This is a genomic window from Corallococcus exercitus (genome assembly GCF_003611585.1).
In the GTDB taxonomy this organism is placed as follows: domain Bacteria; phylum Myxococcota; class Myxococcia; order Myxococcales; family Myxococcaceae; genus Corallococcus; species Corallococcus exercitus.
In genome coordinates this window covers 1-25,205 of sequence record NZ_RAVW01000100.1, presented here as the reverse complement: position 1 = coordinate 25,205, position 25,205 = coordinate 1, and the positions used below count along the sequence as shown (strand labels likewise).

Below are 25,205 nucleotides of genomic sequence, written 5' to 3'. Positions count from 1 at the left end.
GCGTTGGCTCGGGCGTTGGGGTGGAGCGGCTCGGGGGGCGGGCAGGCAGCCGGGGCTTCGCAGGTCCGCCGGATGTCGAGCGCCTGCATCCAACACGGTCCCCGCTTCGCGTTGTTCCCTGCACCTGTATTCAAAAGGCACAGCGAGACAGGAATTCGTGTTCAAAACTGACCCATTGCAATTCCTGTCAGGGGCGTAGACTCCGAGTACATGACTCACCCGGCTCCTCGTACCCTCCTGCTCGGCCCTCCTGACCTGCGTGCGCTCGTGGAGGGCGTGGGGCTGAACGTCCTGATGGACGAACTCATCCAGGCGCTCACCGTGGCGTTGCGGGAGCTGGACGAATCCGTCCTGCAGGTTCCCAAGCGGGAGGGCTTCCAGGTGGTGAGCGAGCCCCGCCCGTCTGGGGTGATTGGCTGGATGCCCGCCCTGCGGCGCGGAGACAGCCTGACGGTACGGGTGGCGTCCTCCCTTCCCACCAACCGGGGGGACGCTGGGCTGCCCACGCTGGTCGCGACCCACAGCGTCTACGACGTGAAGACGGGCCACCTGGCGGCGGTGATGGACGGCGTGTTCGCCACGGCGCTGCGCACCGGGGCCGCGTCGGCGGTGGCCAGCCGGTACCTGGCGTCTCCGGACAGCCGGGTGCTGGGGCTGGTGGGCTGCGGCGCGCAGGCCGTCTCGCAGCTGCACGCGCTCAGCCGCGTGTTCCGGCTGGAGCAGGTGCTGGTGCACGACATCGACGCGGACGCGGCGCGCTCCTTCGTGCGGCGGGTGGCGTTCCTGGGGCTGGACGTGCGGCCCACGCTCCTGCCGGACCTGGAGATGCGCGCGGACATCCTCTGCACCGCCACCACCGTCGCTCCGGGCGCGGGACCCGTCATCTCCGGCCACGCGCTCCAGCCGCACGCGCACGTCAACGCGGTGGGCGCGGATCAGCCGGGCAAGGCGGAGCTGCCCCTGGCGCTCCTGCGCCGCAGCCTCGTCGTGCCGGACTTTCCCGCCCAGGCGCGCCTGGAGGGCGAGTGCCAGCAGCTCCACCCGGATCAGATTGGACCGGACCTGGCCACCGTGGTGCAGCAGCCAGAGGAGTTCGAGGGCTGGCGCGAGCGCAACACGGTGTTCGACTCCACCGGCCATGCGCTGGAGGACCACGTGGTGACGCGCCTGCTGCTTGAGCACGCGCGGCGCATGGGCCTGGGCACCCTGGTGGCGCTGGAGTCGCTGGGCGGAGATCCGCTGGATCCGTACGGCCTGGTGCGCGGTGACGCGGACGGACGCACCGAGTCGCCGCGTCGCGCCACCGGCACCTGAGGTTGCCCCGGGGGACGGTCATACCGTCCGCGTGACATCCATTCGCGCGTGGGCTGCGTATTGCTGCTCACGCATGCACGCGCTCCCCTTCCCTTCACTCCGGCGATTCGCGCTCCGGCTCACCCTGACGGTGGCACCGCTGCTGGCCGGCTGCGGCCAGTCGCCCGCGGCGGAGCGCGTGCCCTTCACGCCCACCACCGACAGCGCCGTGCTGGAGCACGTGCCGGCGACGGCGACGGACGCGAAGGCCCGTGAGCGTGCCGCGCTGCGACGGGCGCTGGCCGCTCGCGCGGATCAACTGGACCTGGCGCTGCGGCTGGCGCGGCTGGACATCGAGGAGGGCCGTGCCTCCGGGGACCCGCGCTACCTGGGCCGGGCGCAGGCGGCGCTGGAGCCCTGGTGGAGCGCGGAGCAGCCGCCTCCGGGTGTGCGCCTGCTGCGGGCCACCATCCTCCAGGGCCGCCATGAGTTCCCCGCCGCCCTGGCGGACCTGGATGCCCTGGTGCGCGAGACACCCGACGACGCGCAGGCCTGGCTCACGCGCGCGGTCGTCCTGGGGGTGAGGGGCGAGCACGCGGAGGCCCAACGCAGCTGCGCGGTGCTGGCGCCGCTCGCGGGCGCGGTGGCTGGCGCCGTGTGTCAGGCGCAGGTGATGAGCCTCGCGGGCCGTTCCAGGGATGCGTACGCGCAGCTCTCCGCCGCGCTGGCGCGGGGCACCCACGGGGTGGATGAGCAGGCCTGGGCGCTGTCCACGCTGGCCGAGGCCGCCGCGCGAGCCGGGGACACCGAACGCGCCACGAAGCTCTTCGCGCGCGTGCTCGCGATGGATCCATCGGATGCCTACACGCGCGCGGCCTACGCGGACCTGCTGCTGGACCTGGGCCGTCCGCGTGACGTCATCACGCTGACGAAGGACCACGGCCAGGACGACAACCAGCTCCTGCGCCGCGTGCTCGCGGAGGTGGCCCTGGGCACGCCGGAGGCTCCGGCGCTCGCGGCCGAGCTGGCTTCACGCCACGCGGCCAGCCACCTGCGCGGCGACTCGCTGCACGCGCGCGAGGAGGCCCGCTTCGCGCTCCATGTCGAGAAGGACGCCGCGAAGGCGCTCAAGCTGGCCCAGGCGAACTGGGAGGTGCAGCACGAGCCGTGGGACGCGCGCATCCTCCTGGAGGCCGCGCTCGCCCATGGTACGCCCGCTGACGCCGCTCCAGTCCTGCGGTTCCTGGAAGCCAGCAACGCGGACGACCCTGGTCCCCTGGCGCTCGCGGAGCGCGTGCGAAAGGCCCTCCCGTGAAGGCCCGGATCCTGACGCTGGCGCGGCTCCCCCACGCGCTTTCGGAGCGCGTGCGAAAGGCCTTCCCATTGAAGGCCCTGGGCCTGATGGCTTTTCTGCTCCCCCTCGTGGCGCTGGCCCACAAGCCGAGCGACAGCTACCTGCACCTGGACCGCGCGGGCGATGGCTTCACCGGCCGTTGGGACGTGGCCCTGCGCGACCTGGAGGAAGTGCTCGTCCTCGACGTGGATGGCGACGGCTCCATCACCTGGATCGAGCTGCGCGCGCGGCAGTCAGACGTCGCGGGCTACGCGCTCGCCCGGTTGAAGCTGTCGGCGGAAGGCGCTCCCTGCCCGCTGACCCCGGCTTCCACGCTGCGCGTGGTGCGTCACTCGGACGGGGCCTATGCCGTCGTGGACTTCACCGCCGCGTGCCCGGCCACGCCCCGCGCGCTGGACGTGGACTACACGCTGCTCTTCGACCGCGACCCGCAGCACCGGGGCATCGTGCGCGTGGGCAGCGATGGCGCCGGCGAGCCATTGGTCCTCTCCTCCACGCGCCACACCGCGCGGGTGTCCCTGGAGGGGCTGTCGCCGTGGCGGCGCTTCGGACAGATGGTCCACTCCGGTGTCGAACACATCTGGGCGGGCGTGGATCACCTGCTCTTCCTGCTGGCGCTGCTGCTGCCGTCCGTCCTGCGGCGCGACCGGGCCTCCGGCCGCTGGGTGCCGGTGGGCGACTTCGGCTCCGCGATGAAGGACGTGGTGAAGGTGGTGTCCGCCTTCACGCTCGCGCACTCGCTGACGTTGAGCGCCGCGTCGCTGGGCTGGGTGGCCCTGCCCTCGCGGCTGGTGGAGTCCGCCATCGCGGCGAGCGTCATCGTCGCCGCGCTCAACAACGTCTTCCCCCTGATGGACCGCACCCGGTGGCTGGCGGCGTTCGCGCTGGGGCTCCTGCACGGCTTCGGCTTCGCGTCGGTGCTCGCGGACCTGGAGCTTCCCGCGGGCAGCCTCGCGGTGACGCTGTTCGGCTTCAACGTGGGCGTGGAGCTGGGGCAGCTCGCGTGCGTCGCCGTGTTCCTGCCCGTGGCGTTCCTGCTGCGTGACACGCGCGTGTATCGCCGTGCGTTGCTAGTCGGCGGATCCGCGGTGATTGCGCTGGTGGCGTGCGCCTGGCTCTACGAGCGCGCGTTCGGCGTGGCGCTGACCTTCACGTGATGCACCTGCCCCGTGGGGCAGGGTTTCGTCCGACCTGAAAATCCACGCGAAAGCACGCAGCGTATTGGCTGTACCCGGACGCAAGTCGCGCGCTCGCACGACACCCGGGAGCGCCACACCCCGTATCCATCACATCCGAGGAGCCACACATGAGAGCGAAGAAGCTCGCGGCGGTATTCACCGTCGCGACCACGCTGGGCGCCACCAGTGCCCTGGCGTCGAGCCACCGTGAAGCCCCCTTCATCACCAGGTCCCCCAAGGTCGACGCGACCGACTTCTACATGTTCCGCAGCTACGAGGCGGGACGCGCGGACTTCGTGACGTTCATCGCCGACTACATCCCGTTCCAGGAGCCGTACGGCGGCCCGAACTACTTCACGATGGATCCGGACGCCCTCTACGAGATCCACGTCGACAACGACGGGAACGCGCAGGAGGACCTCACCTTCCAGTTCCGCTTCACCAACACGCTGGCCAACGCCAACGCCGGCGCGGCGCTGACCATCGGTACCGGGGCCCAGGCGAAGTCGGTTCCGGTTCCGCTCTTCAACGTGGGGCCCATCACCACGGCGAACCAGGCCAACCTGAACGTGCAGGAGTCCTTCACGCTCAAGGTCGTCCGGGGCAACCGCCGCACCGGCACCGCCAAGGACGTGACCAACGCGGTGGGCGGCTCGGCCACCTTCCGCAAGCCCACGGACTACATCGGCACCAAGTCCCTGGGCGACGCGGCCGCGTACGAGGCCTATGCGCGTGAGCACGTGTACTCGGTGAACATCCCGGACTGCGCCACGCCGGGCCGGGTGTTCGTCGGCCAGCGCAAGGAGCCCTTCGCGGTCAACCTGGGGCCCATCTTCGACCTGGTGAACGCGGATCCGACCGTCATCACGGACGCCACCAAGCGCAACGCGGTGGCCAACCCGCTGGCGAAGAACAACATCACCACCCTGGCCCTGGAGGTCCCCATCGCCTGCCTCCAGGCCGGCACCCAGACCATCATCGGCGGGTGGACCACCGCGAGCGTGCGCCAGGCGCGCGCCCTCAACCCCTCGCCCACGTTCGCGAAGCCCTCGCGTGACGGCGGCGCGTGGCAGCAGGTCAGCCGCCTGGGCATGCCGCTGGTGAACGAGATCGTCATCGGCCTCCCGGACAAGGACAAGTTCAACGCGAGCCAGCCCAAGGACGACGCCCAGTTCGCCACCTACGTGACGAACCCCACCCTGCCCGCGCTCCTGGAGTCCCTCTTCGGCACGAAGGCGCCCACCGTCTTCCCGCGCACGGACCTGGTGACGGCGTTCCTCACCGGCGTTCCCAACGTCAACGCCAACGGTTCCACGGCGGAGATGCAGCGCCTGAACATGGCGCTGCCGGCCACGGACAAGGCGACCCAGAACAATCTGGGCGCCGCGGGCTGCTTCCTGAACGGCAAGCTGGACACGACGCTCAAGAGCTGTGACCCGGCGGGCTTCCCCAACGGCCGCCGCCCCGGCGACGACGTGGTGGACATCGAGCTGCGCGTGGCCATGGGATACCTGTTCGAGAACGACACCCAGGCCCCCTCACGCAACACCCCGTTCCACGACGCCGTGCTGCAGGACGCTTCGCAGTTCGACGCCGTGTTCCCCTACCTGAAGGCCCCCAACGCGGGCGCTGGCGACGGGACGTGATGCCATGCGCAACCTGAGAGCACTGGCCTGCATCCTCGCGCTGGGCGCCGCCGTGGGCTTCAGCGGGTGCAGCGACGACGACGATGCTCCGACGCCGGACGGCGGCACCAGCAAGCCGGACTCGGGCACGCCGGACTCCGGCACCCCGGACGCCGGCCCCACGGGCACCGAGTTCACCGTGTTCGTGAAGGACCTCATCCAGAACCAGACCAACGACACGGGAAGCCCCGTGACGCTCGACGACAAGAACCTGGTCGACTCCGAACCCGCGGACGCGTTCCCGCCCGCCTTCTTCCAGTAGTCCACGGACGAAGATCCAGCCCCGATGCCCGGAGTCACCACCGGACATCGGGGCGATTTCGTTTCACGCCCGGCACACAACTTCCGGGAAAGCCGGGCCGATAATCGCGAAAGCAACAACTGTCCACTATTCCTGGGATTTTACGCCATGACTGTCCGCACCACGGCCTCCCGCGCCACCTTCTCCGCGCCCGCGACCCCCGCCACGGCCCCCAAGGCCAAGGCCAACGCCGTCGCCCCGCGCGTGGCGGCCGCGTCCACCGCCCTCACGGCGCCGCCCGCCGGCCTGGGCAAGGGCGACTCGGGGGCCAAGGTGAAGCAGCTGCAGCAGGGGCTGGTGAAGCTGGGCTACCTGACGCAGGCGCAGATGAACACGGGCACGGGCAGCTTCGGGCCGGCGACCGAGGCGGCGGTGAAGAAGTTCCAGGGCGACCACAAGGTGCCTACCACCGGCTACTACGGCGAGCAGACGGCGGCGGCACTGAAGAAGGCGCTCGCGAAGCCGACGACGACGCCTCCGCCCACGCAGCCCGGGAAGTTCACCAAGCCGGCGGTCATCAGCGCGCCCTCGCCCAACTGCGACTCGCGCAACGGTGCGGACATCGACACCATCGTGCTGCACCACACCGGCACCAACAACGGCGCCGGTGACATGGCGTGGATGCGCAACCCGGACAGCAAGGTGTCCGCGAACTACATGCTGGACCGCGACGGGAAGATCTACCAACTGGTCGGCGACTCCAAGCGCGCCTGGCACGCGGGCAAGTCGGAGCTGCACGGCGTGCCCACGGACGTGAACGCGCGCTCCATCGGCATCGAGATCGTCAACGACGGCAGCGGCAAGACGGCCTTCACCGACGCGCAGTACAAGGCGCTGACGCAGCTCGTGGGCTACCTGAAGCAGGAGTACAAGGTCCCGGCGAACAACATCCTCGGGCACAAGGACGTGGCCGTGCCCAAGGGCCGCAAGGACGACCCCGCGGCGAACTTCGACTGGGCCCGGCTGCGCAAGGGCATCGGCGGCTGAGCAGCGCTCCTCGCGCCGCACGCCCTACACTCCCGGGCGTGCGCGTTTGCGCCGGAGCGTGCTAGAACACCGCCCCGGTGCTCCGACTCTGGCTCGTCATCTGCCTGATGCTGCTCGCTCCCATGGGGGGCGGGCTCGCGCATGCCTTCGGGCCGGCGCAGCAGGCGGAGACGTGCCTCACGGGCTGCGCGGATGACGACGCGCAAGGCCAGTGCGCCCCCACCTGCGTGGACTGCGCCTGCTGCACGCACGCGAGGCCCCTGGCCGTCGCCGTGCCGCTGCCGGGCCTCGTGGACTCCGCGTTCCGGGTTCCCCCCATCGCGCTCGACGACACCGAGCCGTCGTCCGCTGACGCGGATGACATCCTGCACGTCCCCATAGTTCCTCTCGTCTAGGCCCGCGTCCGCCGTCGTTCGCACGCGCCCCGCCACCGGTGTGCCCTGGCTGTGCTGTCCAGGTGCATGGGTGCGCGCGGCCCGCCTTTTCCGAAGAGGTCTTCCTCCGTGTCCATCCGTTCCGCGACGGCCGCCCTCGGGCTGGCCGCCGCCCTGCTCTGTCCGCGCCCAGGTGGCGCGGATCCATCCCGCATCACCCTCCAGGACGCCTTCGCCCTGGCACGCCAGCACGCCCCGGCGCTGGTGGAGGCACGCGCGCGCGTGAAGGCCGCGCAGGGGCCCGTGGCGAGCGCCGCGCCGCTGCTGCGTGAGAACCCCCAGCTGGACTTCCAGGTCGGGCCGCGTCGGCTGCCCAATGGGGATTTCGGGCTGGACCTCGCGGTGGGGCTGGCGCAGCCCTTCGAGCTTGGGGGCAAGCAGGGCCTGCGACGGGAGGCGGCGCGCGCTGGCCTGTCCATGGAAGAGGCCCGCCTGCGCGACGCGGAACGGCTCGTCATGGGGGACGTGGCCGCGGCCTACCTCCGCCTGCTGGAGGCCCGGGAGCATCTGAAGCTGGTGAGCGCCGCGGCGGAGGCGACGGGGCGCACGGTCCAGGCCACGGAGCGGCGCTACGCCGCCGGTGACGTGCCGGCGGTGGACGTCAACGTGGCGAAGGTGGCGCATGCCCGGGCCCGCGCGGAGGTCCAGGTCGCGCAAGGCGAACTCTCCGCGCTTCGGGCGGAGCTCGAGGGGCGCCTGGGCTACCGCGCGGGGAGTCTCTCGACCTACGAAGATGATCTGCGCGGCCTCGCGCGGGCGGCGCCTCGCACGTCGCCGGAGGGCGTTGGAACGCGCGCGGACGTGGTGGCCCTGGAGCAGGAACAGGCGCGGGCGAAGGCCGCCGCGACGCTGGGCCGGCGGCAGGTGCTGCCGGACGTGGCGCTGGGCGTGCGCTACCAGAAGGAGGCGGACGAGACGGTGTTCCTGGGGACGCTCAGCGTGCCCCTGCCCCTCTTCGCCCGCGGACAGGAAGCGCGCCTCGTGGGCGAAGCGGACGCCACCCGCGCCGAAGGAGAGCTCCGCGCCGCGCGCATCGTCGTGCCCGCCCAGGTCCAGGCCGCGACCGATCGCTACCGCGCGAGCCGTGACGCCCTGGGGGCCCTGGAAGAGATCCTCCCCCTGCTGGACGACAACGAAGCGCTGGCGCAGCGCTCCTACGACGCCGGCGAGATGGACCTCGCCGCCTTCCTCCTCATCCGCCGCGACACGCTGGAGGCGCGGGCCGCGTGGCTCGACGGTCTCCTTCGCGTGGCGCTCGCCCGTGTGCAGCTCGAAGTGGAAACCGGAGTCCTGCCATGAAGCCCACCCTGCTGCTGCTCGCCGTCCTCGTGGGCCTCACCGCCTGCAAGTCCTCCAAGGCGGAACATGAAGACGAACACGGACACGGACACGAAGAGGCGTCCCCGGAGAAGCTCCACGTCGAGTCCGGGGACGTCATCCACGTGCATGTCCCGCGGGAGATGCTCCGGGACCTGCGCGTCACCACCGCGAAGGTGGAGGCCCGCCCGGGCGGTGAGAGCGTCACCGCGCTGGGAGAGCTGACCTTCAGCGAGGACGCCTACGCGGAGGTGGCCTCGCCCGTCTCCGCGCGCGTGGCCGCCGTCGCCGTGACGACGGGCCAGGCGGTGAAGCAGGGCCAGCGGCTGGCGGAGCTCCACAGTCCGGAGCTGGGCCGGGCCCGCGCGGACCTCCAGGCCACACAGGCCCGCGCCACCGCCGCCCGGCAGGCCGCGGACCGCAAGCGCACGCTGGCGGAGGAGCGCATCGTCGCGCGCAAGGACGTGCAGGCCGCTGAAGCGGACGCCGCCGCGGCGGAGGCGGAGGTCGCCGCCGCGAAGGCCGCGCTGACGGCCCTGGGCGCGGGCAGCGCCGGGGGCGAGGGCACGTCGGGCTTCGTGCTCAAGGCGCCCATCGACGGCACCGTCGTGGAGCGCACCGCGCGGCTGGGGCAGATGGCGGATCCGTCGCAGCCCCTCTTCCGGATTGGAGACCTGTCGTCGCTGTGGCTCGTCGTCCACGCGTTCGAACGGGACGCCGTGCGCCTGAAGCCCGGGGCTGACGCGCGCGTCACCTTCGCCGCGTTCCCGGGCCAGGAGTTCGCCGCGAAGGTGGGCCACGTGGGGCAGCGGGTGGATCCGCGCAGCCGCACCATCCCCGTGCGCCTGGAGCTGGACAACGGCAAGGGGCTCCTGCGGCCGGGCATGTCCGCGTCCGCCTCCATCCCCCTGGGAGAGCCGGGCGCCACGCTCACCGCGGTGCCGGCGGCGGCGCTCCAGCGGCTGGAGAACGGCTGGGTGGTGTTCCTGCCCACGGCGGAGGCCGGCGTCTTCGAGCAGCGCGAGGTGGGCCGGGGCCGCAGCCTGGGCACGCAGGTGGAGGTCCTGTCGGGGCTCGTCGTGGGCGACGAGGTGGTGGTGGAGGGCGCGTTCCTGCTCAAGGCCGAGGTGGAGAAGTCCGAGGGCGGAGGTGATGAACATGGCCACTGATCCCCGCGTGACGCTGCCGGGGCGCATCCTCCGCGCGTCCTTCGCCCGGCCCGGGCTGACGGTGCTCATCATCCTGGCGCTGGCGGCCTTCGGCGCGGTGGCGCTCCGCAACCTGCGGCAGGACGTGTTCCCGGACCTGTCCGCGCCCATCTTCAACGTCATCGTGCAGAACCCGGCCATGGGCGCCGAGGAGCTGGAGACGGCGGTGGCCATCCCCATGGAGGTGGCGCTCGCGGGCCTGCCGCAGGTGCGCCGCATCCGCTCCACCTCGCAGCTGGGCGTCACGCAGGTGACGGTGGAGTTCGAACCGGACGCGGACTACTTCCGCAGCCGCCAGTACGTGGCGGAGCACGTGGCGCAGGTGGAGGGCGAGCTGCCGCCCGGCACCGACGCGCCGCTCGTGTCCAGCCTCACCGGCCGGCTCAACGAGGTCTTCGAGTTCACGCTGGAGGCGGACCCCGGCAGCGCGGACCTGATGGCGCTGCGCGACCTGGCGGAGTTCGACATCAAGAACCGGCTGCTCGCGGTGCCCGGCGTCGCGGGCGTGGAGCGGCTGGGCGGCTACCTGCGCCAGTTCCAGGTGCTGCTGGATCCGGATCAACTGGTGGCGCGAGGCATCACGCTGGACGAGGTCCAGCACGGCCTGGAGGGCGCCAGCGTCAACGCGTCCGGAGGCTTCGTCACGCAAGGGCCCATGGAGTGGGCCGTGCGCGCGGTGGGCCGCGCGGAGACGGTGGAGGACCTGAACAACACCGTGGTCGCGCTGCGGGACGGAACGCCGGTGCTGCTGGGGGACGTGGCGGACGTGCGCGAGGCCCCCGCGCCTCGCCGGGGCATGGCGCACCGGCTCCAGGGCGAGGTGGTGAGCTGCCGCGTGAGCAAGCAGTTCGGCGCGGACACCGTGAGGGTCGCGGCGGGCGTGCGCGCGGCCATCGAGGAGCTGCGCCGCTCGCTGCCGCCAGGTGTGTCCCTGCGCGTCGTCTACGACCAGTCGGAGCTGGTGGGCTCCGCGCTGGGAGGCGTGGGCCGGGCCATCCTGCTGGGGGCGTTCCTGGTGGTGGGCGTGCTCTTCCTGCTGCTCGGGGACTGGCGCGCGGCGCTCATCGTCACGCTCACCCTGCCCCTGTCGCTGGCGCTGGCGGGCCTCTTGCTCAAGGCGGCGGGCATCGGGTTGAACACGATGACGCTGGGAGGGCTGGCCATCGCGGTGGGCCTGCTGGTGGACGCGGCCATCATCGTCGTGGAGAACGTCATCCACGACCTGCGCGAGGGCAAGGGCCGCCGCTCGGTGCGCGACGAGGCGCTGGCGGCGGCGCTGGAGGTGGGCCGTCCCATCGCCTTCGCCACGCTCATCGTCGTCGCGGTGTTCATCCCGCTGTTCTCGATGACGGGCATCGAGGGCCGCATGTACCAGCCGCTCGCGGCGGCGGTGGTGGCGTGCCTGGCCGCTTCGTTGGCGCTGGCGCTCACGCTGGTGCCGGTGGTGTCGGGGCTCCTGTTGCGCGCGCCGCGCGAGGGCTCGCCGGAGGACGTGTGGCTCATCCGCAAGGTGAAGGCCGCGTACGCGCCGGTCCTGGAGAAGTGCATGCGTCACGCGGGGCGGGTGCGCGTGGTGGCGCTGGCCATCACCGTGCCCGCGCTGGGCCTGGCCTTCATGGTGGGCAGCGACTTCATGCCCCGGCTGGACGAAGGCGCGTTCCTCCTCCAGACGGTGCTGCCGCCGGAGGCGTCGCTGGACGAAGTGGACCGCCTCAACCACCGCGTGGAGGACGTGCTGCGCGAGTTCCCGGAGGTGGAGGACGTGGTGCGCCGCACCGGCCGCGCCGAGCGCACCGAGGACCCGATGCCCCACACGCTGTCCGACGTGCTGGTGGTCCTCAAGAAGGACACGGCGGGCGGTCGCGAAGCGCTGGAGTCGCGGATGCGCGAGGCGGTGGAGAAGGTGCCCGGCGTGTCCGTGCTCTTCACCACGCCGCTGGGCATGCGCATCGACGAAGGGCTGGGAGGCAGCCCCGCGGATTTGTCCGTGCGCATCTTCGGGCCGGACCTGGACACGCTGGCCGGGCTCGCGGAGCGCACCCGCGCGTTGATGGCGAAGGTGGACGGCGTGGAGGACCTGCGGATGGAGCGGCTGAGCGGCCTGCCGCAGCTGCGCATCGCGGTGAACCGCGCGGCGGTGGCGCGCGTCGGCCTGACCCCCGGGGACGTCATCCGGGCCGTCCGCGTGGGGCTGGTGGGCGAAGAGGCCGCGCAGATCTGGCAGGGCCAGCGCCGCTACGACCTGGTGCTCCGGCTGGCGGACCACCGCCGGGGTGACGTGAACGCCCTGCGCAACCTGCTGGTGGACGGGCACGACGGCACGCGCATCCCCCTGAGCCAACTGGCCACCATCGAGGAGACCACCGGCGCGGGCAGCGTGCGCCGCGAGGCGGGCAGCCGGCGCATCGCGGTGGAGGCGGGCGTGTCCGGCCGCGACCTGGGAAGCACGGCGGCGGAGGTGCGGGAGGTGCTGGCCACGCAATTGAAGCTGCCCACGGGCTACTTCGTGGACGTGGGCGGCAAGGTGGAGAGCCAGGAGCGCGCGGCGCAGGCGTTGACGGTGGCCATCGTGGTGGCGCTGCTCGCGGTGTTCGTCTTGCTGTACCTCGCGCTGGACTCGGTGGCGGAGGCGCTGGTCATCCTGGCCACCTTGCCGGACGCGTTCGTGGGCGGCATCCTCGCGCTGCTCATTGCAGGAGAGACGTGGAACGTGTCCAGCCTGGTGGGACTCATCGGTCTGTTCGGCATCGCGGTGCAGAACGGCCTGGTGCTCGTGGCGCAGACGAAGGACCTGATGGCTCGCGGCAAGCCCTTCGCGGAGGCCGTGCGCGAGGCGAGCCTCGGCCGCGTGCGCCCCAAGCTGATGACCGCGGGCACGGCCATCCTCGGCCTGCTGCCGCTGCTGGTGCTGCCGCTGCACGGGACGGAGATTGAGCGGCCGCTGGCGGTGGTGATGGTGGGCGGGCTCGTCACGTCCACCCTGTTCACGCTGCTGGCCCTGCCCACGTTCTACGCGCTGGTGCACGGCTTCCAGGAGCGCATCGCCGCGCGCAGGGCGGAGAGGAAGGCCCCGGCATGAGCCTGTCCACCGAGGCGCTCGACACGCTGCTGCGCCATCACCATGCGTTCCTCTCATTCCTCACGCCGCGTGTGGGGAGCCAGGAGGCGGCGCGAGAGGTGCTCCAGGCCGCGTTCGTGAAGGGCATGGAGCAGGGAGAGTCCCTGCGCGAAGAGCAGAGCGCGGTGGCCTGGTTCTACCGGCTCCTGCGCAACGCGCTGGTGGACCGCCACCGCCGGAGTCAGCGCGAAGTCACCGCGCTGGAGTCGCTGGCCCACGAACAGCCGCTGTCCACGGAGGACGCCTCGGGGTTGGAGGCCACGGTGTGCGGCTGCGTGGCGGGGCTCGCGGGGACGCTCAAGCCCGAGTACGCGGAGGCCGTGCGCCGCGTGGACCTGGAGGGGCTGTCCGTGGCCGCCTACGCGAAGGAGGCGGGCATCTCCGCCAACAACGCCGCCGTGCGGCTGCACCGCGCACGGCAGGCCCTGGGCCGGCGGCTGGTGGAGCTGTGTGGCCACTGCTGCGCGCAGGGCTGCGTGGACTGCGCCTGCGCTCCCGCTTGAAAATGCAGGTGTAAGAGCGCGCGGGGCCGGGCGTCAGCGTGGGGGAACGCAGCTGGAGGTTCCCCTCATGGACGTCGCCACCTTCACCCGGCCGGCCCTGCCCGCCGCCACCCTCGCCTTCCTCCTCTTCGCCATGGTGTTGCCGTCGGTGCGCCTGCGCCGCCGCACGGGCCGCCCGGCGCTGGTGCTGCATCGTTCGGGACCGCCGCTCCAGCGGGTCATCGGCGTGGGCATGGCGCTGTTCATGGGAGCCATCGTGCTGTGGAGCGCGGCGCATCTGGCCTTCGGTGAGCCGGCGCTGGGCGTGTGGCACGTCCCCGATGCGCTCCGGTGGAGCGGCTGGGCCCTGGTCGCCGTCGGGTTCGCCTTCACGGTGCGGGCCCAGGTGGAGATGGGCGCGTCGTGGCGCATCGGCATCGACTCGGAGCGGACGGAGCTGGTGACGGGCGGCCTCTTCGGCGTCGTGCGCAACCCCATCTTCAGCGGGATGCTCATCGTGGTCACGGGCATCACGCTCGCGACGCCGAGCGCCTGGACGGTGATGGGCTGGCTCGACTACCTGCTGCTGGTGTCGCTCCAGGTGCGGCTGGAGGAGGACCACCTGCTGCGCCTGCACGGCGGCGCGTATCAGCGCTACGCGGCGCGAGTGGGCCGCTTCATCCCGGGCGTGGGGCGGCTCGAGGCACCGGGCATGGACGCCGCGCCGCGCATCACAGTGTGACGTTGACGGTCACACCCTGCCCCAATCGCCCATGAGAGCGTGCGCCTGCGGACGCCGTCATTCCGTGGGGTTGCACTGGCTGACGTCATGGCCCGTCCCTTGCTCGACAGGAGCCGGTGTCCTGGCTGCCGTACGGGCACGTCCTTTTTCGAGGTCTCGTGTGCACTGGAAATCCCCCTGGCTCCTCGCGGTTCTGCTGCTCGGTGGCTGCGCCTCCGTCCAGAAGGAGCGCGGCCACCTGGAAGTGGCGGCACTCGTGGAGGAGCGGACAGGCTTGAAGACGCGCTGGAACCAGGGCACGCCCGAGGACGCCCAGGTCCAGCAACACCTGGATGCCCTGCTGGCCGGCGACCTCACGTCGGATCGCGCGGTGGAGGTGGCGCTGCTCAACAACCCCGCGCTCCAGGGGACGTACGAGGAGCTGGGCGTGTCGCAGGCGGACATGGTGCAGGCCGGGCTGCTCACCAATCCGTCCTTCGACGGGAGCATCGGCTTCCCGCTGTCCTCGGACGGCGGCATCGAGCACGAGTTCTCCATCGTCCAGAGCTTCGTGGACCTCTTCACGCTGCCCCTGCGCAAGCGCGTGGCGAAGGAGCAGTTCCTGGCGGACACGCTGCGCGTCGCGCACGAAGCCCTGGCCACCACGGCGGAGGTGCGCCAGACGTTCACGGAGGTGCAGGCCCGGCAGCAGCTGGTCGCCCTGCGCCGCGAGGTGCTCCAGGCCGCGGACGCGGCGGCGGACCTGTCCGGCAAGCAGCGCGCCGCGGGCAACGTCACGGCGCTGGCCCTGGCCACCGAACAGGCCGCGCTGGAGCAGGCGCGGCTGGAGCTGGCGCAGGACGAGCTGTCGCTGTTCGAAGCACGCGAACACCTCAACCGCCTGATGGGCCTGCACGGCCCGAGGATCCAGTGGACGCTGGCGCGGAAGCTGCCGGAGGTCCCCGCCACCGAGGCGTCGCTGGAGCACCTGGAGACGCTGGCCATGCGGCAGCGGCTGGACATCGACGCGGCCCGCAAGCAGGTCGCGCTGTTGTGGAACGCGCTGGAGCTGGCGCGCAGCACGCGCTTCTTCGGCCGCGTGGAGGTGGGCGTGCACACGCACCGCGACACGAACGGGCCGCGCCTCCTGGGCCCCACGCTGTCGCTGGAGCTGCCCATCTTCGATCAACGTCAGGCGCTCATCGCGAAGCTGGAATCGCAGCACCGCCAGGGCGAGGACCGGCTGACGGAGCTGGCCGTCAACGCCCGCTCGGAGGTGCGCGCCGCGAGGGCCAGGCTGGTGACGCTGCGGAACATGGCGGAGCGCTACCAGAAGGTCGTGCTTCCGCTGCGCACCACCATCGTCGAGGAATCACAACGCCAGTACAACGCCATGCAGATCGGCCTTCCCGCCCTCCTCATCGCCAGGCGCGAACAGGTGGAGGCCTGGAGGGCCTACCTGGAGACGGTCCGCGACTACTGGATGGCGCGGGCCGACCTGGAGCGCCTCGTGGGCGGACGTCTGCCCCTGCCCACCGCGTCCACTCCCACGCTCTCCCCCACTCCTTCGCCCGAGCCCACCCATGAGCACCATGAAACCCATTGACGAAACCCAAGGGCCCGCCGAGGACACGCAGCCCGACACGTCCTCCGCGCTCACGCGCCGCGGCCTCCTCGCGCGCACCGGCGCCACGCTGGCGACGGGCGCCCTGTTGATGCACGGCCGCGCCGCCCGGGCGCAATCCAGCGTGCCCGGCGCGCACGGTCCGCGCGAAGGCTCCGCCGCGGACACGGGCGGCAAGGTCGCGCGGCAAGCGCACCTGCCTCCCGGAAAGGCGGGCCGCGACTACCGGCCCGTCGTCGTGCCCAACGGCGCGAAGCTGCCGTGGAAGGACGTGGGCGGCGTGAAGGTGTTCCACATGGTGGCCGAGGAGGTGGAGCACGAGTTCGCGCCCGGCCTCAAGGCCCTGTGCTGGGGCTACAACGGCCACGTGCACGGACCCACCATCGAGGTGGTGGAAGGCGACCGCGTGCGCTTCTACGTCACGAACCGGCTGCCCGCGTCCACCACGGTGCACTGGCACGGCATCCTCCTGCCCAACGGCATGGACGGCGTGGGCGGACTGAACCAGAAGGCCATCGCTCCGGGGGAGACGTACCGCTACGAGTTCACGGTGCGCCAGTCGGGGACGGGGATGTATCACTCGCACCACGACGAGATGACGCAGATGGCGCTGGGCATGGTGGGCCTGTTCATCATCCACCCGCGCAAGCCGGTGGGGCCGCGCGTGGACCGGGACTTCGCCATCATGCTGCACGAGTGGCGCATCGACCCGGGCACGCGGCGTCCGGACCCCAACGAGATGACGGACTTCAATGTCCTGACGATGAACGCGAAGGCGTTCCCCGGCACGGAGCCGATGGTCGTGCGCAAGGGCGAGCGGGTGCGGATCCGCCTGGGCAACCTGAGCGCGATGGACCACCACCCCATCCACCTGCACGGCTACCAGTTCCGCATCACGGAGACGGACGGAGGCCGCATCCCGGAGAGCGCGCAGTGGCCGGAGACGACGGTGCTGGTGCCCACGGGAAGCACGCGCACCATCGAGTTCGTGGCGGACGAGCCCGGTGACTGGGCCATGCACTGCCACATGACCCACCACGTGATGAACCAGATGGGCCACGACCTGCCGAACATGGTCGGCGTGAAGCCCCAGGGCCTGGACGCGAAGGTGCGGCCCCTGCTGCCCGGCTACATGACCATGGGGCAGACCGGCATGGGGGACATGGCGGGCATGCACCACATGCCAATGCCCGCGAACTCCATCCCCATGGTGGGCGGCAAGGGCCCCTACGACGACATCACCATGGGAGGCATGTTCACCCTCCTCAAGGTGCGCGACCACCTGGACGGTGAAGGAGACCCGGGCTGGTACACCCCGCCGCCGGGCACGCAGGCTCGGCTCGCCAACGCGGACGAGCTGCGCAGGGACGGCATCGACGTCTGAGCAAGCACCCAAAGGGGGGACGGCCGCCTGTATGCCGTGGAAGGACGCACTTCCATCAGACCCGGCATTGCACCTGGGGCCGGTGACGGCCACCTTTCACGTCTGATCAGCACCACTCGCCAGCTGCCGTTCTGCTCGCTTCCCGAAACCGACCGTGATGCGGCTCCAGGGCACTCTGGTGACAGGGGAAGGGCCATGGCGAGCATCGCGGAGGTCATCCGGAACAATCACGCGGAGATCGTGCGGTGTTGGATGGAGGAGGCGACCCGGGCCGCGTCGGCCCGAGGCCTGGACAAGCCAGAGTTCAGGAACGTCATGCCCGTCTACCTCGCGTCGCTCGCGGAAGCCCGGGCCTCGGGCGGAGATGGCGACGACAAGCAGCGGCAGCACGTTGAAAGCCATGTATCCGCACGGCTTCGCCAGGGCTTCCATGTCGCGGAGGTGGTCGAGGAGTTCGCCATCCTGGGCCGGTGCATCACCCGGATGTGGGCCACCACGCCCTCCGAGCTGCAGCCTGACGGCCATGACGTCGAGCGGCTCTACGCCGAGCTGCACGTCGCCATGGAGAGAGTCACGGACCTCTTCGGCAAGCACCTGCTGGAGGAGGAACAGACGGAGAAGCGCTACCTGCGGCTCCTCCAGAAGGTGGCCAGCGAAGCCCTCAGGCTGGACGGGCCGGGGAGCCGGAACCAGCTGAAGGAGCTGCTCGAGGTCATCCTGGAGGCCATGGGCGCCCAGAGTGGCGCCTTGTTGCTGTATCAGCCGGAGGACGAGCGCCTGGTCACCGCGGCCTCCGCGGGCGCCGCCAATGAGCAGCTGGAGCACTACGCGACCTCGCTGGATCCGAAGACCTTTCCCGGGAGCATCGCGGCGGCAGGCGAGGAGACCTACTCCCTCTGGGATGCCACGACCACGATGCTCCAGGTGAGTGACACGCTCCGCCAGGGAGGGATCCACTCGCTGCTCGGGGTCCGGCTTCCGGCACACCGGGCCCTGATGGGGGTGCTCTACGTCGGGCTGACCGGCACCCGTGAGTTCACCGGCCGGGAGAAGCAGCGGCTCCAGACCCTGGGACAGCATCTGAGCGTCCATCTGGAGAATGCCCAGCTGTACACGAACCTCCAGGAGAAGGTCGAAGCGCTCCAGGCCGAGCGCAGCCTCCGCGAACAGTTCGTCACCATCCTGGCCCATGACCTGCGCGGACCGTTGTCCGCGGCGAAGATGGGGGCCCACGCGCTCATCCGGGCCCCGGTGAAGGTGGAGGCGCGGCGCGACCTGGCGCTGAGGATCGACCGGAACATCGAACGGGCGGATCACATGGTGAGGGACCTGCTCGACGCCAACCGCATCCAGGCGGGCCAGCGGATGCCGCTCCGGCTCGACACGTGCGACCTGGGGGGAATCGCCCGCGACGTCGTCGAGGAGCTGGCGATGCTTCATGGCGAGCGCTTCGTGCTCAAGGCGGAGGAGCGCGTCCGGGGCATCTGGAGCGCCGAGGAGCTGCGCCGCGCCTTGTGGAACCTGGGCACCAACGCCATCAAGTACGGCGCGGCCGACCTCCCCATCACCTTCACCGTCACGTCGATGGATGGGGAAGCGCGAGCCTCCGTGCACAACCCGGGACCGGCGATTGCTCGCGTCGACCAGGAGACCATCTTCAAGCCCTTCATCCGGACCCGTTCCGCGCAGACGGGGACCTCGAAGGGTTGGGGGCTGGGACTGACGCTGGTGTGGGGGTGCGCCCAGGCGCACGGCGGAAGGGTCGAGCTGACGAGCGACGCCGACACCGGGACGACGTTCAGCCTGGTGCTGCCCTGGGACGCCCGCCCGTTCCAGGTGGACCTGGGTGAATCCGGGCGCAACGGGCAGGTTTCGACTGGCCTCTGACAGGAGGCTGGCACGGCGGGGGGCCTCCCTCGGGGTCCCCTTCGTCTTCGCCTCCCATGGCCGGCGTCCGTGCACGCGGAGCGCGGCACTTCGCTCGCCGCATCCCTATCTTCGTGAGTGAACGGAGGATCAGCCCCCATGCAATTCGCGGAAAGCGTTGCCCAAGGTCGCATGGTCGTCGCGGCGGGAGGACAGGCGCTCGGGAACGTGGAGACCCTGTCCATCGACAGTGAGACCTGGAAGATCGACTTCATCCAGGTGAAGTTGTCCTCGGAGGCCGCCGAGCTGTTCGGCGTCTACTGGAACTACTTCCACGCGGGGCGCATCTACGTGCCGACGCGCCTGGTGCATTCGGTGAGCGACACCGTGCTCCTCTCCGTCACCGTCGACGAGCTCCGGGAAGTCCTCTCCCAGGAATCCGCCAGCGCCACCACCTGAGCACGGCTTTACTCCCCCGCGCCCGTCCACTACGAGAAGCCCGATGAAGAACGGCTTCTGCTGGTACGAGCTCAGGACCTCCCGGCCCGACGAGGCGCGGCGCTTCTATTCGAACGTGCTGGAAACGCCCTCCGTGGGAGAGTTCACCCTCCTGCCGGAAGCCGCCGCGGCTCGGGGCGCCCCCAGTCACTGGCTGGGCCACGTCGACGTTGCCGACCTGGAGTCCTCCGTGCAGCGCTTCATCGCGCGCGGCGCCGAGCGGCTGGGACCGCCGCGCACGTCCGCGGAAGGCATCCCGTCCACCGTGATGAGGGAACCGTTCGGCGCCGTGGTCGCGTTGACGTCACGGACGGGGCATCCGACGCACGCGGAGCTGGCGTGGCATGAGCTGCACACGCGCGATGAGGACCGCGCCTTCGCGCTCTACAGCGACCTGTTCGGCTGGCGGCCCACGGAAGCACTCCCGCTGTCCCCCGACGTCGGGACGTATCAACAGTTCACGTGGCACGAGGACGCGCGCAGCGTGGGCGCGGCCTGCGGCACCGCGCGCCTCCCCCACATCCATCCGCACTGGCTCTTCTATTTCGCGGTCGAGGACCTGGACCGCGCGCTCGCGGCGGTCGAAGCAGGCGGAGGGCTCGTGGCCAACGGCACGCACGTCATGCCGGACGGAACACGTTTCGCGCCCTGCGAGGATCCGCAGCGGGCCGCGTTCGGCCTGCGCCAGCTCCCGTAGCAACGCTTCCCATGGACGAATGGGGTAGATTCGGGCTCCCCCGGAGGACACCCCATGACCACCCCTCTGCCGACGCTGGAACGCCTTCCTCGCGGAGCGCTCACGCTGTTCCGCATCCGCGCGCTCCTGCGCATGGGCATCTACGGGGCGATCACGTTCGCCGTGGCGCTGGGCTTGAGCTTCGCGGGCAACGAGCACTGGCCGTTCCTGCTGCCGTGCGCGGTGGTGCTGGGGCTGAGCGTGTTGACGGCGTGGTATCCGCAGCGAGCGCACGAGCGCTGGGGCTGGGCGCTGCGCGAGCACGACCTGGTCATCTCCCACGGGGTGCTCCTGCAGGAGGTGGTGTCCATCCCGGCGGGGCGCATCCAGCACGTGGACGTCCACCAGGGCCCCATCGAGCGGTCACTGGGACTGGCGCGCCTCCAGATCTATACGGCCGCGGGCAGCGGCGCGGACGGTGAGATTCCCGGCCTGACCCGCGAGACCGCGGATGCCCTGCGTGAACGGCTGGTGCGGCGCGAGGCCGACGATGTCGTCTGAGCCGGTGGCGCTGGCCACTCCGGAGGAGGTCCCGTGGAAGCGGCTGAGCGCCAAGGCTCCGCTCGCGGCGCTGGTGCCCCTGTCGGCCACGATTGGCCGCATGCTCCTGGGCGCGCTGCTGCCCACGTACTTCGCGGGCGAGCGCGGCCTGCCGGTGGTCCTCTGGGTGATCGTCCTGAGCATCGCGATGTTGTTGCTCGCCGCCGGGCTCTACGAGGTGGCCACGATGAGCTACCGCGTGGTGGGCGCCCAGCTGGAGATCCGCTCGGGCATCTTCACGCGCACCTCGCGCTTCATCGAAGCCGCGCGCGTGCAGAACACGGAGGTGGTGCAGCCCTTCGTGTCGAAGCTGCTGGGGCTGGTGGAGGTGAAGGTGGAGACGGCCTCCGGAGGCAAGGCGGACGGCCACCTGCGCGGGCTGACGCCGGAGGATGCGCAGGCACTGATCCATGCGCTTCAGGCAGTGCGCCGCGAAGGAGCGGCGGCGGTGCTCCTGCCCGGCGACGCGCCCATCGAGGAGCGAGTGCTCTCCGAGGCCCACCTGGGGGGCCTGCTGCTCTACGGTGCGACCGCGCTGGGCCTGGGTGTGCTCGCGGTGGCGCTGGGCGCACTGCATGAAATCACCGAGACCTTCTACAAGCTGTTGCTGCCATGGATGGAGGCGCATTGGGAAGCGCTGGCCGCACCGGGCATGGTGTGGCTGGCCGGGACCGTGGCGGCGCTCGCGGGATTGTTCGGCATGTGGCTGGTGAGTGGGGCGCGGGCGGTGCTGCGCTTCCACGGCTTCCGGCTGGTGGACACGGGCACACACCTGCGCGCGGTGGGCGGGTTGTTCACGCGGCGGCAGGTGACGGTGCGGCGGGCCCGCATTCAGCAGGTGGTGCTGGATGAACCGCTCCTGCGCCGCACGCTGGGCTTCGGTTCGGTGGAGGTGGAGACGGCGGGTGTTCGCACGGGCAAGGAGTCCGCGGACCGGGCGGAGCTGCTGGTGCCGGTGGTGCCCACGGCCCGCACGCAGGAGTTGCTGCGGGAGTTCGTCCCGGAGCTGCCTGATGCCATCTCCGCCCTGCCCCTCCAGCGAGCCCATCCGAAGGCACTGCTGCGAGCCCGCATCCGCGCGGTGGGCCTGAGCGTGCTGGTGGCCGCGCCCGCGACCTGGTTCTGGGGAGCCTGGGGCGCGGTGGCGTGGCTCCTGCTGCCCGCGCAGTTGATGGGCGCGTGGTTCGACTGGCGCTTCCAGGGATGGTTCGTCACGGAGGCCCTGGTGGTGGTCCGCCAGGGTTTCTGGCGCAGGCGCACGACGGTGGTGCAGCGAGCCCGCATCCAGTCCGTCCGCGCGAGGCAAGGCCCCCTGGAGCGCGGCTACGGCATCGGGCACGTGCGAATCGACGTGGCGGGTTCGCACGTCATCCTGCCGAGCGTGGGCTGGGCAGAGGCCCAGTCCCTCATCGACATGCTCCCGGCCCGCCGTCCAGCGCGTCGTGCGCCGCATGCCACGCTCCCGGACGTACGGCTCCCCGGGTAGCCACTCCGCGTGCGGGAGAAGACGATGCACAAAGGCGTCGTGGCGCTGTGCATGCTGCTGCTGATTCCTGGCTGTGCCGGCGTGGATCCGCGGCCCCACCGGAGCGGTTCAGGGGTCTTCCGTCAGGGAACGGCGTTCACGCCGGAGGAAGCCAGGGAACGTCGACGGTCCCCGGACACAAGGTCCAGGAACAGTGCTGAGCCCTCCGCGAATGCCTCGCTGACGTACCAGGCGGTCATCGCGGCCCTTGGGGACGTGAAGGTCACGGTGGATGGCGCGGCCCGAGCACTCCCCAGACTCACGGAGAACACGAAGGGCCTGGGAGGCTCTGACGGCGTCTTCACCCGGTACACCGAATACGGCGCCATCCAAGTGCCATGGCTGCGGGGCGCACTCACGCGAACCACTTCGCTCGCGGACGCCGCGGAGACAGTCGGGGATCCCGCCATGCAGCTGGGAATCCTCCGGCTCACAGGGCCGCGTCTCCAGGCCGCCACGTCCGGCGCGATGCTGCTGGCCACATGGATTGATTTCCTGCGGCTCGCGGAGGTCATCCAGCGGGAGTGCCCATTCTACGGAGTCGAGCGGCTGTTCGTGGACCTGGACCGCGTGCAGAAGCGGGTGGAGCCCGCCATGACGGCGTTCGCCTCACTGGACCCGGACGAGGTGGAGGCCGCGGCCACCGCGATGCCTCAACTGATGGGGGAGCTCACGCGTGAGTTCCAGTCCATCCAGGAGGGGGCGCGCGTTGCGATGGAGCGTGGCGGAAAGGTCGTCGCTGCGGCCCAGTTCCTGGAGATGGTCACACTGGTTTCAGTACTGAAGGGGACCCTGCCCAGGCCGCCCCCCTCCGCGCCCATCACGGTGGGCATGGGCCTCGTGATGGGCTCGGGAGGCGTGATGATGGGCACACGCATCGTCGTCACCGCGGACTGGGTGGAGCGGATGCGCCGGCTCGTCCAGGCGGGTGTCCTCTCCGCGCCCGTTGTCAGCGCGGCGGTCCGCATCCACGCGGGTCAGGTGTTGATGGCGCAGGCGAAGCAGGACCTGCCGAAGGGCGTGCGCGAAGCACTGGGAGACAGCCCCGAGGTTCGCGCCATGCATGAGACCGGCAGGGCAGGCGCCGGGATGTCCAGCGCGCCGAAGCACCACGTCCTGCCGCAAGAACACCGCGAGTGGTTCGAGAAGCGTGGGTTCAAGGGCGAGATGGACATCGACCAGTTCTGCGTCCGCCTGGAGCAGTCACACCACGAAGCGATTCACGGTGGTGGCGATTGGCGCTTGGGACGCATGTGGCCCAAGGAATGGAACCAATTGGTCATGAGCGAGCTCCGCAAAGCAGAAACCCGTTTCGGTCGGACGTTGACCCGAAATGAGGTCTTGGACCTCGTGGCGCAGTACATGAACGTCTATGACATTCCAATGCACTTTGTTCCCGCGAGGCGACGATGACCGACGGACGCTCATGGCAGGGAAACTGGAAGATTCGACTGTATGAGCGAGTCCGAGAGCACGGTCACGCCTCACTCACGGACTTCGCCAACTCGCGCCCTGCCATTCCCCTTCTTGGACTCGCCGAGGAACTCGGCAAGGACGATGTTGCCGCGATTCAGGTCTTCCATGGCCTGCTCTCCGAAGCGGCTCAGCGTCGGCAGGTGACTCGCCTGGTACGCGATGTCTTCGCGCGCGAGCTGGCCGGAGACTTTCCCGAAGGCTGGCCAGTCATCACGGATGAGGCAACCCGGTTTCAGGTGATCAAGCTGCTTGCCCGATGGGGCGCCTTTACGCCGGAAACCCATGAGGCGCGCGTCAGCCGTGCGGGCGACTCGCTCCTCGCGTCGCCACCTCCGCCCGGCTGGCGCCCACTCGGTCCGGATGACGAACTGCTCCTCACGCTCCTGCCCGACAACGAAGCCTGAGCCGCGTCAGCCCCCACGCCCAGCCAGCGCCTTCATCCAGATGACGACCGCCACGGCACCCGCGTCCGGAATCCCCTTCGCGCGCTCGCCCAGGTAGCTGGCCCGGCCCAGTCGCGGGGACATGCTCGCCGTGGCTTCCGCGCCTTGCTCCGCCGCGCGCGTTGCCTCCGCCCACGCCTCCCCCAGTGACCGCCCCTCGCGAACAGCGCGCGTGAGCGCCACCGCCGCCGGGTGCAGCGCGTCCACCATGGTCCGGTCTCCCGGCCGCGCGCCGCCCAGCTCCGACACCGCCTCCACCCCTACCTCGAACGCCTTCGCCCAGGCCGCCGCGTCCACCGGCTTGCTCGCCAGGTGGCGCGCCGCCCGCAGCAACGCCGTCGCGTAGAACGGTCCGGAGCTGCCGCCGATGTTCCGGCGCAGCGCCTGCCCCAGCTCCGTCAATGCACCCGATGGCGTGGCCCACGCCCGCTCCGGCAACGCGCGGATGGCCGCCGCGCCTCGCGCCAGACTCAAGCCCAGGTCGCCGTCCCCGGCCTGGCTGTCCAGCTCCGTCAGCCGCGCCTCGGCCGCGTCCCACGCGTCCGCCACCGCCAGCGCCGCCGTGCGCACCTGCGCCATCACCGGCTGGGGCTTCGGATGGCCCTCCACCGTCGGGAGCGCACCGCGCGCTGCCACCACCTTCCGCTGCAGGACCACCTGTCCCCGCCCCGGCCATGCCGGCGCCTCCGTGGGCGCATCCAGCCTGGCGAGCCGCGCGTCATCCACCTTCAACAGCGTCAGCGAGCACCCCGGCATCTCCAGCGCGGACAGGAACGTGCCCTGCCACGCGCGCTCCACCTTCACGCCCCGCTCCATCAGGAACGCCAGCGCCCGGCGCGTCATGATGGCCAGCTCCATGGGCGGCGTGCCTCCCAGCCCGTTGACCATCAATGCCACGCGGTCACCCCGGCCCACCTTCCGGTCCTCCACGATGGCCGACAGCAACGTGTCCACCAGCGCGTCCGCGGGCTGCAGCGCCACGCGGCGCACGCCCTGCTCGCCGTGGATGCCCAGCCCCAGCTCCACCTCTCCCTC

General features: G+C 70.9%; 22 protein-coding genes. 21 read left to right on the top strand and 1 reads right to left on the bottom strand.

The window, feature by feature from the left end:
• Positions 1-210 precede the first annotated feature (210 nt).
• The 21 genes from D7W79_RS14935 to D7W79_RS14835 all read left to right on the top strand — a co-directional run bounded on the left by D7W79_RS14935 (position 211) and on the right by D7W79_RS14835 (position 24,131).
• The gene (locus D7W79_RS14935; protein ID WP_120526052.1) at positions 211-1,314 is read left to right on the top strand and encodes an ornithine cyclodeaminase family protein; all 1,104 of its coding nucleotides are present in this window, start codon (positions 211-213) and stop codon (positions 1,312-1,314) included.
• 73 nt (positions 1,315-1,387) lie between these two features.
• Positions 1,388-2,608, top strand: coding sequence for a tetratricopeptide repeat protein (locus tag D7W79_RS14930; protein ID WP_120526051.1), 1,221 nt, complete (start codon positions 1,388-1,390; stop codon positions 2,606-2,608).
• A gap of 86 nt (positions 2,609-2,694) precedes the next feature.
• On the top strand, positions 2,695-3,804 hold the full coding sequence (locus tag D7W79_RS14925; protein WP_244221783.1) for a HupE/UreJ family protein: 1,110 nt from the start codon (positions 2,695-2,697) through the stop codon (positions 3,802-3,804).
• Between the two features lie 149 nt (positions 3,805-3,953).
• On the top strand, positions 3,954-5,471 hold the full coding sequence (locus D7W79_RS14920; protein ID WP_120526050.1) for a DUF4331 domain-containing protein: 1,518 nt from the start codon (positions 3,954-3,956) through the stop codon (positions 5,469-5,471).
• 4 nt (positions 5,472-5,475) lie between these two features.
• Positions 5,476-5,772, top strand: coding sequence for a hypothetical protein (locus tag D7W79_RS14915; RefSeq protein ID WP_120526049.1), 297 nt, complete (start codon positions 5,476-5,478; stop codon positions 5,770-5,772).
• A gap of 147 nt (positions 5,773-5,919) precedes the next feature.
• Complete coding sequence (locus D7W79_RS14910) at positions 5,920-6,798, top strand: peptidoglycan recognition protein family protein (RefSeq protein WP_120526048.1); 879 nt, start codon at positions 5,920-5,922, stop codon at positions 6,796-6,798.
• A gap of 77 nt (positions 6,799-6,875) precedes the next feature.
• Positions 6,876-7,193: a hypothetical protein gene (locus tag D7W79_RS14905; protein WP_120526047.1), complete on the top strand. Its 318-nt coding sequence runs from the start codon at positions 6,876-6,878 to the stop codon at positions 7,191-7,193.
• A gap of 108 nt (positions 7,194-7,301) precedes the next feature.
• Entirely contained in the window at positions 7,302-8,531 is a 1,230-nt protein-coding gene (locus D7W79_RS14900) for a TolC family protein (RefSeq protein ID WP_244221782.1), read from the top strand.
• The gene (locus D7W79_RS14895; protein ID WP_120526045.1) at positions 8,528-9,718 is read left to right on the top strand and encodes an efflux RND transporter periplasmic adaptor subunit; all 1,191 of its coding nucleotides are present in this window, start codon (positions 8,528-8,530) and stop codon (positions 9,716-9,718) included. Before D7W79_RS14900 ends, D7W79_RS14895 begins: the two co-directional genes overlap by 4 nt.
• The gene (locus tag D7W79_RS14890) at positions 9,708-12,836 is read left to right on the top strand and encodes an efflux RND transporter permease subunit (RefSeq protein ID WP_120526044.1); all 3,129 of its coding nucleotides are present in this window, start codon (positions 9,708-9,710) and stop codon (positions 12,834-12,836) included. The genes D7W79_RS14895 and D7W79_RS14890 overlap by 11 nt, the downstream gene beginning before the upstream one ends.
• Positions 12,833-13,378 (top strand): RNA polymerase sigma factor, encoded by a 546-nt coding sequence (locus D7W79_RS14885; RefSeq protein ID WP_120526043.1) that lies wholly within the window; start codon positions 12,833-12,835, stop codon positions 13,376-13,378. The genes D7W79_RS14890 and D7W79_RS14885 overlap by 4 nt, the downstream gene beginning before the upstream one ends.
• A 67-nt stretch (positions 13,379-13,445) precedes the next feature.
• On the top strand, positions 13,446-14,099 hold the full coding sequence (locus D7W79_RS14880; protein ID WP_120526042.1) for a methyltransferase family protein: 654 nt from the start codon (positions 13,446-13,448) through the stop codon (positions 14,097-14,099).
• Positions 14,100-14,259: 160 nt separating this feature from the next.
• A complete protein-coding gene (locus D7W79_RS14875; protein WP_244221781.1) occupies positions 14,260-15,684 on the top strand; it encodes a TolC family protein in 1,425 nt (474 codons plus the stop codon).
• Complete coding sequence (locus D7W79_RS14870) at positions 15,662-17,086, top strand: multicopper oxidase family protein (RefSeq protein WP_120526041.1); 1,425 nt, start codon at positions 15,662-15,664, stop codon at positions 17,084-17,086. The genes D7W79_RS14875 and D7W79_RS14870 overlap by 23 nt, the downstream gene beginning before the upstream one ends.
• A gap of 195 nt (positions 17,087-17,281) precedes the next feature.
• Positions 17,282-18,973, top strand: a complete 1,692-nt coding sequence (locus tag D7W79_RS14865; protein ID WP_120526040.1) for a sensor histidine kinase — start codon at positions 17,282-17,284, stop codon at positions 18,971-18,973.
• Positions 18,974-19,111: 138 nt separating this feature from the next.
• The gene (locus tag D7W79_RS14860; protein WP_171438349.1) at positions 19,112-19,411 is read left to right on the top strand and encodes a PRC-barrel domain containing protein; all 300 of its coding nucleotides are present in this window, start codon (positions 19,112-19,114) and stop codon (positions 19,409-19,411) included.
• Between the two features lie 43 nt (positions 19,412-19,454).
• Positions 19,455-20,147 carry a VOC family protein gene (locus tag D7W79_RS14855; protein WP_120526038.1) on the top strand — a complete coding sequence of 231 codons (693 nt, stop codon included), beginning with the start codon at positions 19,455-19,457 and terminating at the stop codon, positions 20,145-20,147.
• Between the two features lie 54 nt (positions 20,148-20,201).
• Positions 20,202-20,687 (top strand): PH domain-containing protein, encoded by a 486-nt coding sequence (locus D7W79_RS14850; RefSeq protein ID WP_120526037.1) that lies wholly within the window; start codon positions 20,202-20,204, stop codon positions 20,685-20,687.
• Positions 20,677-22,212, top strand: a complete 1,536-nt coding sequence (locus D7W79_RS14845) for a PH domain-containing protein (RefSeq protein WP_158616963.1) — start codon at positions 20,677-20,679, stop codon at positions 22,210-22,212. Before D7W79_RS14850 ends, D7W79_RS14845 begins: the two co-directional genes overlap by 11 nt.
• 447 nt (positions 22,213-22,659) lie before the next feature.
• Positions 22,660-23,664, top strand: a complete 1,005-nt coding sequence (locus tag D7W79_RS14840; RefSeq protein WP_338078804.1) for a DUF2380 domain-containing protein — start codon at positions 22,660-22,662, stop codon at positions 23,662-23,664.
• On the top strand, positions 23,661-24,131 hold the full coding sequence (locus tag D7W79_RS14835) for an NUDIX hydrolase (RefSeq protein WP_120526034.1): 471 nt from the start codon (positions 23,661-23,663) through the stop codon (positions 24,129-24,131). Before D7W79_RS14840 ends, D7W79_RS14835 begins: the two co-directional genes overlap by 4 nt.
• A gap of 6 nt (positions 24,132-24,137) precedes the next feature.
• On the opposite strand, the gene dhaL is transcribed toward D7W79_RS14835, so the two are convergent.
• A partial coding sequence (dhaL, locus tag D7W79_RS45755; RefSeq protein WP_120526033.1) for a dihydroxyacetone kinase subunit DhaL occupies positions 24,138-25,205 on the bottom strand: 1,068 nt, incomplete at its 5' end.

Coding starts and splice junctions, on each gene's coding strand:
- D7W79_RS14935 (WP_120526052.1), top strand. CDS start 211: ATGACTCACCCGGCTCCTCGTACCCTCCTGCTCGGCCCTCCTGACCTG.
- D7W79_RS14930 (WP_120526051.1), top strand. CDS start 1,388: ATGCACGCGCTCCCCTTCCCTTCACTCCGGCGATTCGCGCTCCGGCTC.
- D7W79_RS14925 (WP_244221783.1), top strand. CDS start 2,695: ATGGCTTTTCTGCTCCCCCTCGTGGCGCTGGCCCACAAGCCGAGCGAC.
- D7W79_RS14920 (WP_120526050.1), top strand. CDS start 3,954: ATGAGAGCGAAGAAGCTCGCGGCGGTATTCACCGTCGCGACCACGCTG.
- D7W79_RS14915 (WP_120526049.1), top strand. CDS start 5,476: ATGCGCAACCTGAGAGCACTGGCCTGCATCCTCGCGCTGGGCGCCGCC.
- D7W79_RS14910 (WP_120526048.1), top strand. CDS start 5,920: ATGACTGTCCGCACCACGGCCTCCCGCGCCACCTTCTCCGCGCCCGCG.
- D7W79_RS14895 (WP_120526045.1), top strand. CDS start 8,528: ATGAAGCCCACCCTGCTGCTGCTCGCCGTCCTCGTGGGCCTCACCGCC.
- D7W79_RS14890 (WP_120526044.1), top strand. CDS start 9,708: ATGGCCACTGATCCCCGCGTGACGCTGCCGGGGCGCATCCTCCGCGCG.
- D7W79_RS14885 (WP_120526043.1), top strand. CDS start 12,833: ATGAGCCTGTCCACCGAGGCGCTCGACACGCTGCTGCGCCATCACCAT.
- D7W79_RS14880 (WP_120526042.1), top strand. CDS start 13,446: ATGGACGTCGCCACCTTCACCCGGCCGGCCCTGCCCGCCGCCACCCTC.
- D7W79_RS14870 (WP_120526041.1), top strand. CDS start 15,662: ATGAGCACCATGAAACCCATTGACGAAACCCAAGGGCCCGCCGAGGAC.
- D7W79_RS14865 (WP_120526040.1), top strand. CDS start 17,282: ATGGCGAGCATCGCGGAGGTCATCCGGAACAATCACGCGGAGATCGTG.
- D7W79_RS14860 (WP_171438349.1), top strand. CDS start 19,112: ATGCAATTCGCGGAAAGCGTTGCCCAAGGTCGCATGGTCGTCGCGGCG.
- D7W79_RS14855 (WP_120526038.1), top strand. CDS start 19,455: ATGAAGAACGGCTTCTGCTGGTACGAGCTCAGGACCTCCCGGCCCGAC.
- D7W79_RS14850 (WP_120526037.1), top strand. CDS start 20,202: ATGACCACCCCTCTGCCGACGCTGGAACGCCTTCCTCGCGGAGCGCTC.
- D7W79_RS14845 (WP_158616963.1), top strand. CDS start 20,677: ATGTCGTCTGAGCCGGTGGCGCTGGCCACTCCGGAGGAGGTCCCGTGG.
- D7W79_RS14840 (WP_338078804.1), top strand. CDS start 22,660: ATGCAGCTGGGAATCCTCCGGCTCACAGGGCCGCGTCTCCAGGCCGCC.
- D7W79_RS14835 (WP_120526034.1), top strand. CDS start 23,661: ATGACCGACGGACGCTCATGGCAGGGAAACTGGAAGATTCGACTGTAT.